At 43.8% G+C, this 15300-nt stretch carries 12 protein-coding genes; 6 read left to right on the top strand and 6 right to left on the bottom strand.

Features of this window, described 5'->3' with window-relative positions:
• Positions 1 to 355 precede the first annotated feature (355 nt).
• Positions 356 to 3019, top strand: coding sequence for a TonB-dependent receptor (locus L1070_RS01110; RefSeq protein ID WP_237124151.1), 2664 nt, complete (start codon positions 356 to 358; stop codon positions 3017 to 3019).
• 83 nt (positions 3020 to 3102) lie between these two features.
• On the opposite strand, the gene map is transcribed toward L1070_RS01110, so the two are convergent.
• The 4 genes from map to L1070_RS01090 form a co-directional block, all read right to left on the bottom strand.
• Positions 3103 to 3891, bottom strand: a complete 789-nt coding sequence (gene map / locus L1070_RS01105; RefSeq protein ID WP_237124150.1) for a type I methionyl aminopeptidase — start codon at positions 3889 to 3891, stop codon at positions 3103 to 3105.
• Positions 3884 to 4087: a ParD-like family protein gene (locus L1070_RS01100; RefSeq protein WP_070985339.1), complete on the bottom strand. Its 204-nt coding sequence runs from the start codon at positions 4085 to 4087 to the stop codon at positions 3884 to 3886. The genes map and L1070_RS01100 overlap by 8 nt, the downstream gene beginning before the upstream one ends.
• Before the next feature lie 86 nt (positions 4088 to 4173).
• Positions 4174 to 5403, bottom strand: a complete 1230-nt coding sequence (locus L1070_RS01095) for a Xaa-Pro peptidase family protein (protein WP_237124149.1) — start codon at positions 5401 to 5403, stop codon at positions 4174 to 4176.
• A gap of 8 nt (positions 5404 to 5411) precedes the next feature.
• Positions 5412 to 6656: an FAD-dependent oxidoreductase gene (locus tag L1070_RS01090; RefSeq protein WP_237124148.1), complete on the bottom strand. Its 1245-nt coding sequence runs from the start codon at positions 6654 to 6656 to the stop codon at positions 5412 to 5414.
• A gap of 253 nt (positions 6657 to 6909) precedes the next feature.
• Here L1070_RS01090 and L1070_RS01085 point away from each other — a divergent pair, with 253 nt between their 5' ends.
• From L1070_RS01085 to L1070_RS01075, 3 genes are read left to right on the top strand one after another with little or no spacing between them, the layout of a single operon-like run.
• The gene (locus L1070_RS01085) at positions 6910 to 7821 is read left to right on the top strand and encodes a dihydrodipicolinate synthase family protein (RefSeq protein ID WP_237124147.1); all 912 of its coding nucleotides are present in this window, start codon (positions 6910 to 6912) and stop codon (positions 7819 to 7821) included.
• Between the two features lie 5 nt (positions 7822 to 7826).
• Entirely contained in the window at positions 7827 to 8828 is a 1002-nt protein-coding gene (locus L1070_RS01080) for a 4-hydroxyproline epimerase (RefSeq protein WP_237124146.1), read from the top strand.
• A gap of 26 nt (positions 8829 to 8854) precedes the next feature.
• Entirely contained in the window at positions 8855 to 10357 is a 1503-nt protein-coding gene (locus L1070_RS01075) for an aldehyde dehydrogenase (NADP(+)) (RefSeq protein ID WP_237124145.1), read from the top strand.
• A 252-nt stretch (positions 10358 to 10609) separates the two neighbouring features.
• Here L1070_RS01075 and rsmF read toward each other — a convergent pair whose 3' ends face one another.
• Positions 10610 to 12049, bottom strand: coding sequence for a 16S rRNA (cytosine(1407)-C(5))-methyltransferase RsmF (gene rsmF, locus L1070_RS01070; protein WP_237124144.1), 1440 nt, complete (start codon positions 12047 to 12049; stop codon positions 10610 to 10612).
• 112 nt (positions 12050 to 12161) lie between these two features.
• Positions 12162 to 12581: an MAPEG family protein gene (locus L1070_RS01065; RefSeq protein ID WP_237124143.1), complete on the bottom strand. Its 420-nt coding sequence runs from the start codon at positions 12579 to 12581 to the stop codon at positions 12162 to 12164.
• Between the two features lie 97 nt (positions 12582 to 12678).
• Here L1070_RS01065 and L1070_RS20390 point away from each other — a divergent pair, with 97 nt between their 5' ends.
• Positions 12679 to 13641, top strand: a complete 963-nt coding sequence (locus L1070_RS20390; protein ID WP_237124142.1) for a helix-turn-helix domain-containing protein — start codon at positions 12679 to 12681, stop codon at positions 13639 to 13641.
• Positions 13642 to 13716: 75 nt separating this feature from the next.
• Entirely contained in the window at positions 13717 to 15159 is a 1443-nt protein-coding gene (locus L1070_RS01055; RefSeq protein ID WP_237124141.1) for a sigma 54-interacting transcriptional regulator, read from the top strand.
• Positions 15160 to 15300 lie beyond the last annotated feature (141 nt).

The following is a 15300-nucleotide window of genomic DNA, read 5'->3' as shown; positions in this document are numbered from 1 at the left end:
TTAAAAACTAAATAATAAACAACTTGCCGAGAGCAAATGATTGACAGTGTACTTTCAAATGCTGAGGTGGCCATTAGCCCAGCTTTGTGTGCCAGACATCAAATGTAACATTTTGGTCGTAAAAAAAATGAGATTGGTCATTAATTTGTCTGTCTAAAAAAAATTTAGAAAAGCATTTGGTGTAGTAAATAACTTGTTGATTTTAAATTTTTATTTTTAATTTTGCTTGCGAAAACGGAAATTATACGCAGGAAAATGTTAGAAAAGTGTCGAATTGTACACCGCGTAAATATGTGATAGAACAATGCTGGTTAATTAAAACAATAACTTACACTACAACAGGGAAAAGCAAACAATGAAACCAATATTCACATTAAGTGCATTGTCAGCGGCCATGTTACTCGGTCAAACACAATTGGCAGTGGCAGCAGAAGAAAAAGTTGAGCGCATCGAAGTTACCGGCTCTCACATTAAACGTACGGATATGGAAGGTCCATCTCCAATTCAATCAATCTCAGCAGGCGACCTAGCCGCGACTGGCTCAACAGACCTCATCGGTGCGCTACAAAAGTTACCTGTATCAGGTGCGGGTACATTTAGTACGCAAGGCAACTCAAGTGACGATACAGCAAACGGTGGTTCGAGTGTTGCGCTCAGAGGCTTAGGCGCGTCTTCAACCTTGGTTTTAATTAATGGTCGCCGTGTGGCTGTGAGCCCATTCGCCAAAGATATCGAAACATCATTCGTTGACTTAAATACCATTCCAGTCTCTTCCGTAAAACGCATTGATATTCTAAAAGATGGTGCATCGGCAACGTATGGTTCGGATGCCGTAGCTGGGGTTATCAACATTATTTTGCGTAATGACATCGATGGCTTTGAACTATCCGGTAAAGTATCAGACACCGCTGATGGCGGTGGCGAAGAGCAGAACTTCACATTACTTTGGGGCTCATCGACTGATAAAGGCCAGCACAACTTTGCATTGGATTATTTCAAGCGTGGTGATGTGTTTTATGGTGATAGAGACTATACAGCTACTGCGGATCAGCGCTTTAGAGGCGGTAATAACTCTCTGAGTTCTTCAGGTTTTCCAGGTAGTGTAGAAGTGGTTAGAGGCATGCTGACTGATGAGCAGTGGGCACGACTGCCAGTGACTGGTACTGCGGATGACGGCACCCCAATTCGCCAAACTATTTTTGCTGATGTGTGGGGCAATGACACCTGTCCTGACGAAATGATTATCGGTGATATTTGCCGCTATGATTATGCACCGCACATGACCCTAATCCCATCTACGGAGCGTGTTAGCTTTAGCTATAACGGTGTACAGGAACTCACTGACGGCGTTGAAGGTTTTGCAGAGTTTGCAGCACAGCATGCTTCAACATTTATTCAAGGTGCGGGCAGCCCAAGCTTTACTGAATTGACTATGATGGGTGATAACCCAAATCATCCGCTGGCGAGTGATCCGTCACACTTCTTACATGGTGTAGATATTTCAATGCGCCGTCGTACTGTTGATATCGGTAATCGTAAAAAAGATGTGGATTCAGAATACTACCGCGCCGTAATCGGTGCACGTGGTAACTTTAAAGACTGGGATTGGGAAGTTGCGTATTCAACTATCCGTTCTAGCGCGGTTGAAAAAGGTTTTGATGGTTTCCCTAACAAGCGCTTAGCACAAGAAGCAATCGATATGGGTTTATGGAACCCGTTTGAACCAAGCACAAATACTGCCGAAGGGTTAGCTTATTTTGAAACAACCACAACGCGTTATGGCTCATCTACTATGCAATCAGTTGATGGTACGATTTCTGGTGAGTTATTTGAGCTGGGCGCAGGTTATGTTTCAGCGGCATTTGGTTTTGAGTCTCGCCGTGAAAAAATTGAAGATAATCCAGATTCACAATACCTAAGAGGTGAAATTTTTGGTACTGAAGCAACGCAAGCGAACGGTGATAGAGATAACACCGCAGTATTTGCTGAATTCAGTGTACCAGTACTGGACACTTTAGAGCTGCAATTAGCTGTTCGTCATGAAGACTACAGTGACTTTGGTACAACAACAGACCCCAAAGTGGCATTCCGCTGGGCACCAGTTGATTCATTAGTAGTACGTGGTTCATGGGGTACAGCATTTAGAGCACCATCACTTGTACAGCTTCATTTAGGCCGTACAGACGAATCACCTTCGGTTATAGATAAAGAACGTTGTCGTCAAACTGGCGCAGAAGCAGACTGTGAACCAACAGAGTACACAGCTGTGGTTGCAGGTAACAAAGAGTTACAGCCAGAGACATCTGAAAACTACAACTTAGGTGTAGTTTGGCAGGCGACGGATGATTTCAGTATTGGTGTTGATTACTGGAACTACGATCAAGACGATCTGATCAAGAAAATCGGCGCACAAAAACTAGTAGATTGTTGTGGTACTGATCCTAACTTAGTGGTTCGTGCGCCAATGCAGGGCAGCACTTTAGGCCGTATCTTAAGAATCAATGATACCTTCGTAAACATCGGTGGCCGAGACACAGATGGCTTTGACCTAAACCTAGCTTATGCGCTAACCACGCAAAGCATGGGTGAATTCAAGTTTACCTATAACCTGACCTATGCACTGAACTTTGAAGAGCAGTCTTTTGAAAGTGATGATGCAGGTAACACCAGTATTGTGGTAGAAGACTTAAATGGTGAACATGAGCATCCACAATACCGTTGGACGGCGGGTGTCGACTGGGCAAACAATGATTGGTTAGCAACCTTGAACGCCAACTACATTGATTCATACAATGACTTGGCGGACAGCGACGGTAACAAGTTTAAGATTGACTCGTGGACAACGTTTGATGCGACGGTAAGCTACATTGGTTTCAAAGACTTAACTTTGACACTGGGTGCGGCTAACTTGTTAAACGAAGAAGCGCCATTTGTGCCTTCGGATGCGATGGGCATCGATGCTAAAACGCACAGCACCCTTGGTCGTCAGGCTTACTTTAAGTTTGACTACAAGTTCTAATTACTAAACAACCAAAAAGTAACAAGCCCGGTATAGCCGGGCTTTTTTGTGTGTTGACAAACGTTTCGCTTTACTGACTATCGTTATTCGTTTGTTATCAATGCCGCTTCTTCAGGACGCAGGGTAAGCACTTCAAAGCCTGTATTAGTGACCAAAATAGTATGCTCAGTCTGTGCAGACAGGCCTTTATCTTTGGTTACCACGGTCCAGCCATCGGATTTTGTTTTAATCTTTGCGCTGCCCTGATTGATCATAGGTTCAATGGTAAATGTCATACCTGGTTGTAGTTTCATGCCGGTATTGGGTTTACCGTAATGCAAAACATTGGGTGCTTCATGCATTTGCTCACCGATACCATGACCGCAATATTCACGCACCACGCTATAACCATTTTGGTGAGCCAGTTTCGAAATAATATGACCAATATCGCCTAATCTGGCACCGGGTTTAACCAGCTTGATTGCTTGCCACATTGCCTGTTGTGTCACGGCGACCAGTTGCTTAGCAGCCTCGCTGGCATTGGGCATGACATACATTTTACTGGAGTCTGTAATAAAGCCATGCTTTTCAAGGGTAATGTCAAAGTTAACAATATCGGTATCTGATAGCACTTGAGCGTCGCTTGGTACACCATGACAAACCACATTATTGACAGAGCTATTAAGCGCAAACTGGTAGCCGTATTGACCTTTTGAAGCGGGGCGTGCATTCAATTCTTGCGTGATAAATTGATCAACGAGGTTGTTTACTTCCATGGTAGAGATACCGGGCTTTACAACCTCATCAAGCATGACAAACACCTGTGCTAATAGCTTGCCCGACTCACGCATCAAGGCAATTTGCTCATCACTTTTGATGATTACATCATTCATTGACCACACCTTGCTGTTTTAGGTGTTGTGTCAGCTCATCTTGAATAAGTTGAGAAAATGTTTTGTCTGGGTTGAGCTCGGCTAAACGACCCATTTTAATCCAAAACTCAGCTTGAGAGTTGATTGAACGAGACATCACATGCGATGCAGTGCGCAGCTCTTCATGAAGTTCTTCGGAAATTTTAACAATACCCAAAATATACGCCTTATATATGTTTTATATATAAAGTATATATTTATGGTGGAGGAAAGAAAAGGGGCACATTGGCCCCTTTACACAAATTAGTTATCTGACTGAGCCAATCCAAACGGATCATCAATACTATGACTTGGTTGTGTAAACCACTTTGCTCCCTGACTTGTCATGTAGAAGTGATCTTCAAGACGCACACCAAATTCATCGGGTATCACGAGCATAGGTTCATTACTAAAACACATACCTTTGGCCAGTGGTTGTGGGTTGTCTTTAACCAAATATGGCCATTCGTGAATATCCATACCAATGCCATGTCCTGTGCGATGCGGGCAGCCTGGTAAATCGTACTCAGGGCCAAGACCAACAGAGGCTAGGTAACTGCGGGCTGCGTGGTCAACATCACCACATGATTTGCCGATTTGAGCAGCTTCAAAAGCGGCGATTTGGGCATTTTTCTCATGTTGCCACATGGTGCGTTGACGCTCAGTTGCTTCACCAAAAACATAAGTACGGGTAATATCCGAGAGGTAACCTTCCAGCTTACAGCCGGTATCAACTAATACGATGTCGCCTTTTTTAAGCTCCTGTGGCTCTTTCACACCGTGTGGGAATGAACTGGCTTTACCAAACAATACAATACAGAAGTAACTTCCTGATGCGCCTACTTTTTTATGAGCTTGATTGATGAAAGCTTCTACCTCGGTTGTGGTGATCCCTTCATGTAACATGCTCGCAGTTGCTTTATGAACTGCCAAAGTCATATCCATAGCGCGTTGAATAAGTGCCAGCTCGTTGTCTGATTTATGCATACGACAATGTGCAGTCACTGGTTGGGCATTGACTAAATTAAGTTCGGGGGCGGCTTTTTGAATACCATCGGCAACAAAAAATGCGGTACTTTCATCAATACCAATGGTGGCGTTGGCGCTAATCCCCATTTTTTCTAACACTTGGGCAAATAGCGCATAAGGGCTTTGATGCTCTTGCCAATCGTTAATTGGCCCCTCCACAACTTGATAATCAAGTAGCGAGCCAATTTCAAACGTCGGGGCGATGAACTCAACGGCACCAGAGGCGGGTAAAATGGCACCAACCATCCGTTCACTGGCATACCACTGCATTCCTGTGAAGTATTTCAAGTTAGTACCCGCATTGAGATAGATAGCATCGATACCATGTTGCTGCATGTAACTTTGCGCTTTCTCAATACGTGTTAAATACTCATTATATTGAATGGCTTGCACACCCTGAGTCATATCTTTTAATGTATCGAGCGCTTGTTGCTGTGAATGTGTACCTATACCTATTGTTGTCATGTTTACTCCTAAAATCGATCGATTCGGTAGGGGGTTAGATCAAGCATGGGTTGTTCACCCATGCATAATTGGCCAACGAGTTTTGCGGTGATAGCAGCTTGAGTTAGGCCTAAATGCTGGTGGCCAAACGCAAATATCACATTGTTGTGCTTTGGAGACTGGCTGATAACGGGCAGAGAATCCGGTAATGAAGGGCGGCAACCCATCCAAGTTTGATGCACTTTACTTTGTTTAATGCCCTGAATAAGTTGCTGAGCATGGGTAAGTAACATGGTTGCTCGCTCTTGGCGCTCTGGTGCATCTAGCCCTGCAAACTCAACAGTACCAGCTAATCGTAACCCCGATTGCATAGGGGTGATGATAAACTGTCTCTCGGCAGATGCAACTGGACGAGACAAAGCACCTTGTTCATTCAACATGGCATGGTAACCACGTTCAGTGTCTAGGGGAACTTTAAAACCTAGTTGCTTTGAGAGGGTTTTGCTCCAAGCACCGGTACACAATACGATTTGCTCAAACGCTAGGCTTTCTCCCTGTTCGGTCAATAGCCTGACTTGATCAGAGCTGGGTAAGATCTCAGTAATCCCTGTGCGGGCAAAAACACCACCGTTTTCGACAAAGCGTTGATAAATATGCATACACAAAGCATGAGGGTCAACACTGTGGCCCACATCGCAAAACAGCAAGGCATGTCTTACATTGTCATTTAGAGAGGGCTCAAGAGCTTGGATTTCGCTCCCTTTTAACCACTTCACCGAGACACCTTGCGCTTTAAACGCCAGATACACCTGCTCGACCTGTTGTGTTGGGCTTGTTTCAAACGTAAGTAATGAGCCATTTTTAGTAATGAGCGAATCATAGTCGCCATCAGGTAATAGCTCTTGGTAAGCCGCTAATGCTGATTCATTGAGCGCTCTCAGTGCTAGCGTGTGTTTTTTAAATGAGGCGGGGCGCATATTTAAAAGAAAGCGTAAAAACCAAGGCCACATTTTCAATGCGTAGCGCCAGTCAATTCTTAGTGGGCCAAGTGGGTTGAAGAGCATGCTCGGCAAATTGGGGAGCAACTTTGCGTTGGCAAGTGGAAACACTTGTTCGGTTGCAAAATGCCCAGCATTGCCTTTTGAGCAGCGTTGCGCAATGCCTTCTGGGTCAAATAACGCGACTGAAAAGCCTAAATCCTGAAGCCTCTTGGCGGTACATAAGCCGATGATCCCAGCACCAATGACTGCAATATGTTGTTTTTTTTGGGCCATGCATTTTTCCTCTGCAGGACACAATTTGGAAGTCTGGTATACAAATTTCTCAAATTGTATCTGTGTATTTTAACCTTAGAGAAGAATTTTTTGTGCTTCACCAAATTTATTTAATTCTTTAATAATCATCTAGTTAAGGTTTTTTCTGTGTTCTTTCTAAGGTTAACAAAAATAATTTTTATATTTGAATATTGATTATTGTATACAATATACCTAAGATGGTAAACACAAAAACCAATGAGGAACAAATAAAATGATCGAATGGCAAGGGGTTTACCCAGCAGTTACCACTCAATTCTATGACGACGGTAGTATTAACTTTGATACAACAAAGAGCATGATAGATGCACTGATCAATGAAGGTGTACATGGCATCATCGTATTGGGTACTGTCGGAGAAAACTGTTCGCTACGTGCACAAGAAAAGCGCGAAGTTTTAAAAGCTGTAAAAGAAGTAGTCGCAGGCCGCGTTCCTCTACTTACTGGCGTTGCTGAAACGACGACTCAGTTTGCTATTGAATTTTGCCAAGATGCAGAAGAAATAGGCGTTGATGGCCTTATGGTACTTCCAGGGATGGTGTACCGCTCAACAGAGCGAGAAGCGATTTACCACTATCAACAAATAGCGCGCAGCATGTCTTTGCCAGTGATGATTTACAACAACCCAATAACATACGGTGTTGATGTTTCAATCGAAGGCATGAAGGTACTGGCGAATGAGGAAAATATTGTAGCGATTAAAGAAGCGACGACAGACACACGGCGCATCACGGAGCTACAAAACGCTTTTGCTGACAGGTTTATCATCTTCGGTGGTGTGGATGATATCGCGCTTGAGAGTTTGATGTTGGGTGCAACAGGTTGGATTTCAGGCCTTACCAACGTGTTCCCAAGAGAGTCTGTGGCTATCTACGAGCTGGCGCGTCAAGGACGTTATGAAGAAGCCAAAGAGATCTGGCGTTGGTTCTTACCTTTGCTTCGTCTAGATACTATCCCAACACTTGTACAATGTATTAAATACGCGGAGCAATTGGCGGGGAGAGGGTCAGAAGTAACCCGTGCACCGCGATTAAGTCTGCCTGAAGATGAAAAAGCGATGATCAATCGTTTATACGACGAAGCGATGACAACGCGTATTGATCTTAGTAAATTTAAACTGGATTAATATGTATGCGCAAAGGGACATTCTCATGTATTGACGGTCACACTTGTGGCAACCCTGTGCGCCTGATCACTAGTGGTCACCCCAATTTACGGGGTGACACAATGAGTGAAAAGCGTCAGCATTTTATGGCCGAGTTTGATTGGGTACGTCAGGCGTTAATGTTTGAGCCTAGAGGTCACGATATGATGTCTGGTTCATTTATTTATCCGCCCACAACCGATGATGGCGATGCGAGCATTTTGTTTGTTGAAACATCTGGCTGCCTACCTATGTGTGGTCATGGCACGATAGGTACGGTGACATTCGCTTTAGAGCACGGCCTTATTCAACCAACGCACAATAGTCAACTCAAGCTCGATACGCCAGCCGGCAGAGTAAATGTTGAATATTCAATGGAAGATGGGTTTGTACAATGGGTCAAGCTATTTAATGTGCCAGCATATCTTGCATATGAAAATGTCATGATAGAGGTGCCTGAATTAGGCAGCCTAAAAGTCGATATTTCCTATGGCGGTAATTTTTACATCATCGTTGAACCTCAGCCAAACTTTCCAGGAATCGAACAATGGAGTGCCGCCCAAATATTAAAACACAGCCCTAAAGTACGTGAAGTAATTAACCAGACACTACAGTGCGTTCACCCATTGGATGCAACGGTCAACGGAGCATCGCACGTACTTTGGACTGGACAGCCAAAACATGCCAATTCTAGTGCTGCCAATGCGGTGTTTTATGGTGATAAGGCGATTGACCGTTCACCTTGTGGCACAGGCACCAGTGCGAGAATGGCACAGCTATTTGCAAAAGGCAGGCTCAGCATTGGACAAGAATTTGTTCATGAGAGCTATATTGGCAGCCAGTTTGTAGGTTGTATAGAAGGCGTAACGGAAGTGGCTACAAAGCCAGCAATTTTACCGAGTATCCGAGGGTGGTCAAAAGTAACAGGTACTAGCAACATTAGCGTGGATGACAGTGATCCTTATGCTTTTGGCTTCCAAGTGATTTAAACCAAATGAAACAACAGGAGCAAACCATGGAGATAAGTGGTGCAAGTTATATCGCTGGACAATGGCAAATAGCCGAAAATGCACAGGCATTCTTTGGCTTTTCACCAAAGCACGACCAGCCATTAACAACCCCTATCTATGAAGCGACATCACAAATGCTGCAAGAGGCGATTGATGCATCGGCAAAAGCATTTGTAAGCTACAGACAAACAAGTTTTGCACAACGTGCCACATTTTTATTTGCAATTGCAGATGAAATAGAAGCGCTTGGCGAGGCCCTCATCCATGTGACACATGAAGAAACAAACTTGCCCATAGCTCGATTGCAAGGAGAAAGAGGGCGTACGCTCAATCAACTGCGCGCTTTTGCCCAAGCTTTGGAGCAAAGTCGTAATGGCGTTTTAGACTTAGCTCAGGAAGACTTGGCAGATCCCAGCCGTTCACCTTTGCCAAAGCCTTATACACAGTTGAATTATTTACCTGTAGGTGTTGTGGCGGTGTTTGGCGCATCAAACTTCCCCTATGCGTTTTCAACACTAGGTGGCGATACAGCGTCAGCGCTTGCAGCGGGTTGTCCGGTTATCATGAAAAGTCATACGGCACATCCTGCAACCAGTGAGCTTATGACCAAAGCCATTGACCGAGCAATTAGTAAGACCAACATGCCTGCTGGGGTGTTTTCAATGATCCAAGCGAAAAGCTACGATATCGCACACCAGTTGGTGGCTGCACCGTCAGTCAAGGCGGTTGGCTTTACAGGCTCGTTTAACGTTGCTCAAAAGCTAATGGATACTATCGCAAAGCGCGCAGAGCGTATCCCATTTTACGGTGAACTGGGCAGTATAAATCCACAGTTGATTTTCGACGAGCGTTTAGTACAACAGAGCGAATCGCTGGCGCAGCAATTATGTCAGTCTTTATTGATGGGCAATGGTCAATTTTGTACAAGTCCAGGGTTGTGGATCGTGCCAACAGGCAGCGAAACATTTATTGAAACTGTTAAGCAGCAGATCAACGGCAGTCAGTCAGATACGCTTTTATCCCCGAATATTGTTAACAGCTATAAGCAAAGTATTGAGCGCCTCAAAGCAACTTCGGGTGTTTCATTGTTGGCACAAGGGCATTTGCTGGAGTCGTTTCACGCCAATGCGCATCTATTTGCGACTGATGCCGACACCTATCTGGCAAATAGTGAATTACATGAGGAAGTATTTGGGCCGTGTGCAATGTTGGTGACGTATGAAAACGAAACACAACTCTCTGAGCTTGTGGATAACTTACAAGGGCAATTAACGGCGTCTATACATGGTACAGAAGGAGACTTCACAAACCATCATCAAGTGATCGAATCACTACAGTATAAAGTTGGAAGATTGATTGAAAATCAAATGCCAACAGGAGTTGAGGTGTGCCCGTCGATGAATCATGGCGGCCCATTTCCATCAAGCACGGATGTAAGGAGTACATCGGTTGGCCTCAATGCGATGCAGCGCTTTTTAAGGCCTTTATGCCGTCAAAGAGCAAACTGATTGTTGATAAATGTTAAGCAAAAAAAGACCCAGAGCAAAGGGATGCTCTGGGTTTAGGGGATGGCTCGTATGAGCCAATGCGTTACTTGAAAACACCTTCTATACATTAGGGAGAAGTAGAAAGTAATTTAAGTGTAGTTAACAATTCACAAAACTTACAAACATATGAAATATTTTTAAAGTCATTAAAAAACAGCGTGTTATTGTTTATATTCCTATTTAGTCTAAAAATAATCAAAAGATATCTTCAAGTTATACCCAAGTTATCAACTGGGCGTTGCTAACCAGATCCCGTGGTAAACTATTTTTGACTTTATTCTTTTGCCATTTGCCTAAACCAACAGGCGCACCGCAAAGGGTTAGAATAACTTCCCCTGTTTTTGTTGTGGGTTGTGCAAGACGGATGTCTTTTCCTTGAAAATAATCACACGCCTGTCGCTGGTCCATCGCCAGAGTATTGTCTGCGGCAAGGTGACCAAGGGCGGTTGCAAACTCATGCTCAAGACGTACCCCATTTTTGTGGGTTGTACCAATTTGTATGCCCAATCTGGCGTACTTAATCTTATTTTGCAGTTGCTCTAAAGCATCAGGAAACAGCCATAGCTCCTTATCTCGGGTCATTAACGTGCCGTTTAATGACTTGATGCCAAAGTGCTTTTTGATATACCCAAGAAATGAGACTTGCAGCTTAGCGTCGGTGGCAATAAACGGGAAAGCACCTTTTTTAAACTTTTGCTCGGGGTTTTCGACAGATCCTACCTTTTTAAACTTCGCGATAAAAAAACCTTCACTGTCGAAAATCTGTGGCCAAACATGCAAGTACCCTTGTTCAGTAGTTGCTCTTTGGGCACCATCAAACAGTTCATCTAGAGGTTCTACTTCTATGTGTCCTGCAAATTGTTCCAGTAAATATGTACACACAGCTTGGTTTTCGATAGGAGTGAGCGTACAAGTAGAATACACCAGCGTTCCACCGGGCTTGAGTGCAAAAAAAGCGCTGCGGATCAACTGCTTTTGAACCTCACTGATATCGATATTTGATTGCAGGGACCAGTTTTTTAATGCATCGGCATCTTTTCTAACCGTGCCTTCACCAGAGCAGGGTGCATCAAGCAAAATACTGTCAAAACACTCAAACATATAGTCGCCGAAAATCGTGCCATTGAAATGAGATAGCGCACAATTGGCAACACCCATGCGTTTCATATTGGCTGCAAGCACTTTAACACGAGATGATGATAGCTCATTGGCAATTAGAACGCCTTGATTGTTCATCATCGCTGCTAGTTGCGACGTTTTAGAACCAGGGGCTGCTGCCATATCTAATACACACAGGCTATGTTCAAGCGCGTCAGCCAAAGCCATAGGTGGCAACATAGAGCTTGCTTCTTGTACGTAAATACAACCACTTAGATGTAATTCGGTATTACCGATGGGTAAATTTTCCTCTTCGTCTTCAGGGCGCGTTAACCAAAACCCATTCTCGCACCAAGGTACAGGCTCAATCTGCCAATCATTGAGTTGGCAATATTGTTCAAACGCTGCTACTGACATTTTCAAGGTGTTGACGCGTACGCTACGGCGCAAAGGGCTCTGACAGGCCGTCACAAAATCTTCGATGTTAAGGTGATCAGGAATATAGCTCTTTACGTCTGCTAAAAAGGACTCTGGAATATAAGTAGAAGTATTCAAAAATATAACCTAGGCGATGAATTCACAGCAAAGCATTATTTTATCACTGTTTGGGGCAGGGCTAAAAGTTCTTTTAAAGCCCTGCGCTTAATGATTCGAGTGGAGGCTGAAACTAAACCTTGCCCATGATATTGACATATAAGTATGCAAACCAAGCGATAAATAAACAGCTACTAGCAAGCGCAAAAGCGATGGTTCGCATTAACAGATTTCGACACACGATATGTTCAAAGCAATGCCAGTAACGCGCAACAACAAAGAAGGTACTCACTACAAACCAAAAATGTCCCTCAATGTGCTGTTGATGTAACAAACACAGCAATACAATAAACAATGTTGATTGTTGAAACTGATTGTCATAACTATTACCCGCTAGAGTCGTTGTTATTTCGAAGTTATTTTTATGAACAAACTGAATATCAGATGCGGAAACACGCTTACGTTTGAACGCTGAAATCCGTAACGCAGTCGTCAGTAACCATAAAAAACACATTAGTAAAATTAAAAACATAATTGGATAGTGAACCCACATGCTATTGGCCTCCTGTTGAAATACTAACGTCACTTTACCTGAGTTATCATTCGCGTTAATGTGTCATTGATGACATTATTAAAGGTAAAACTGACAAGTGTATAACGTCGCTATTATTTGTCCTGAGGGTGCCTTAGCGACAGGTATCACGGGAGTAATAGATATCTTGAATGTTGCTAACATTTTGGCGAAAAAACCAATGTTTAGCTGGCAGTTGGTCGGGGTCGAAACACAAAGCGTCAAAACGAGTCAAGGGCTGACAATCGCTTGCGACCTTAAACTAGCCGACCTGCACAGTACGGATGTTATGCTGTGGATTGGCAGTCAATTCGAGGGGCCTCAAAAGTTATGGCGAGCATGTAGGGTATTCACTCCTTACCGTGAGCATATTAATGAATTAGCCCGAAGCAGTGAGTATACGATTGCAACCTGCACGTCCGTTTGCTACTTAGCAAGCAGTGGGTTTTTAGACCCGTATCATGTTACCAGCAGTTGGTGGCTTAAGGCTTTCTACCAGAGACATTTTCCACAGTTGAAAGTCTCTCAAGAGAAAGTGTATTTGCAAGATGGTAAGGTGATCACTTCAGGTGCGGCGCAATGTTATTTTACGATGATGCTCCACTTTATTCGCCAAACTTGTGGCATTGAGCTGGCGGATAAGTTGTCATCGTGGCTTGCTATTCCTGAGCTGACCACATCGCAACAACCTTATATGCAAATAGGCGCCTTTGAACTGCATCAGGACGAACGTTTACTCGCGCTACAAAACTATATAAAAAACAACCTATCAGCACCATTAACCGTAGAGCAAATGGCTAAGCAGTTGAGTGTTAGCGAGCGAACTTTGATACGACGATTTCAAAAACAAATAGGCCTGACACCGTCAAATTACGTTAGGCTGGCTAGGTTAGAAAAAGCAAAGCAACTACTGCGTACAACGCGAATAAATACTGGTGATGTAGTGGAGCAAGTTGGCTATCAGGATATTGGCTCGTTTAATCGTATATTTAAGGAGCAGTATGGTAAAACACTTAACGAATACAGGGCACAATTTTGCTAAGGGATCAGATACTTTGCCAGAGCTTTGTTAGGTGAGTCGTGCTATAGTGTTTCGCGATATTTCACGAGGTAACTTATGGCTAGTGTAGTTAATCATTTTCTAGGTGATTCTGAACTGTTATTAAACGCGGTTGGCGAAGGGATTTACGGCTTTGATCTGTCTGGTAATGCGGTGTTTGTTAACCCTGCGGCTGAGCGCATGACTGGGTGGCGAGCACAGGAGTTACTGGGGAAGAAAATTCATCAGTATCATCACCATAGCCACGCTGATGGCACACCTTACCCAGCCGATCAGTGCCAAATCTATTGCACCATGTTCGATGGCATACGTCGGCACGTCAAAGATGAAGTATTCTGGCGCAAAGACGGCTCAAGCTTTCCGGTTGAGTACACATCTACACCTATCTATAGAGAAGGTAAGTTAATCGGTGCCGTGGCAATATTTCGTGATGTGTCAAAACAGCATGAAACCGAACAAGCATTGCGTAGGGCGCTCGACAAAGTGCAACAATTAAGTGAGCAACTTCAAGATGAAAACGCCTACCTACTCGCCGAGTTGAATCAAAATTGGCAAGATTCAGGCTTGGTCGGTAGCAGCCACATATTTAAAACCATGCTGGCACAAATAGAGCTTGTCAGCCAAACCAACAGCACAGTGCTGATCCAAGGTGAGAATGGCACAGGCAAGGAGCTAGTGGCCAGAAATTTACACCGCTTAAGTGCACGCTCTAAACTACCCTTTGTTCGCGTTAATTGCGCAGCATTTACGCCTAGTTTGCTTGAGTCTGAACTGTTTGGTCATGAAAAAGGGGCTTTTACTGGGGCCAATGAACGACGCAAAGGCCGTTTTGAACTGGCAAATAAAGGGACGTTATTTTTAGATGAAGTGGGTGAGCTGTCACAAGAAGCGCAAAGCAAGCTATTACGTGTGCTTCAAGAGCAAGAGTTTGAACGCGTAGGCGGCAGCCAAACGATCTCAGTAGATATACGCATTATAGCGGCAACGAACAGAGCGTTGTGGCAGATGGTCGAACAGGGCAATTTTCGTATGGATTTGTACTACAGGCTAAATGTCTTTCCTATCCAAGTACCCGCGCTGAGAGAGCGCAAAGAAGACATTCCTGTGCTATGTGCCAATATCATTAAGCAGTTAAATAAGCGACTAGGCAAGCATTTTAAGGGGGTGTCAAAAAATGCTTTGAATAAACTAAAGCGCTATGATTGGCCTGGTAATATTCGCGAATTGCAGAATGTATTAGAGCGAGAAGCAATTTTAAGTACGTCCAACCTCTTACAGCTATCACAACCGCTATCAGCGCAAACAAGTGTAACACCGAGCCAAGCTAAGACGGACTTATCTTTAGAGCACGCTCAGCGAGCGCATATTCTGTATGTGTTGGAAAGTTGTAGATGGAAAGTCGCTGGCGGCGATGGTGCGGCAAATATACTGGGATTGAACGAAAGCACTTTAAGGTCAAAAATGAAAAAACTGGGTATTAAGCGAAATCGCGATATTTAGCGTTACATCGTGATATATCGCTAAATTTGGTTTGTTGTTTATCTTGAAGTTATTTAAAATCAATAAGATAAACTTATTTTCAGCATGGTCTGAAAGTTGCAATTCTGCTTGTGTTCGATATTAACCAATACAAGCAGAAGT

Origin of the sequence: Pseudoalteromonas sp. MMG022 (assembly GCF_021654245.1) — a bacterium.
In the GTDB taxonomy this organism is placed as follows: Bacteria; Pseudomonadota; Gammaproteobacteria; order Enterobacterales; family Alteromonadaceae; genus Pseudoalteromonas; species Pseudoalteromonas amylolytica.
The sequence above is the reverse complement of the archived record's forward strand: the minus strand, read 5'-3'. Positions and strand labels throughout refer to the sequence as shown.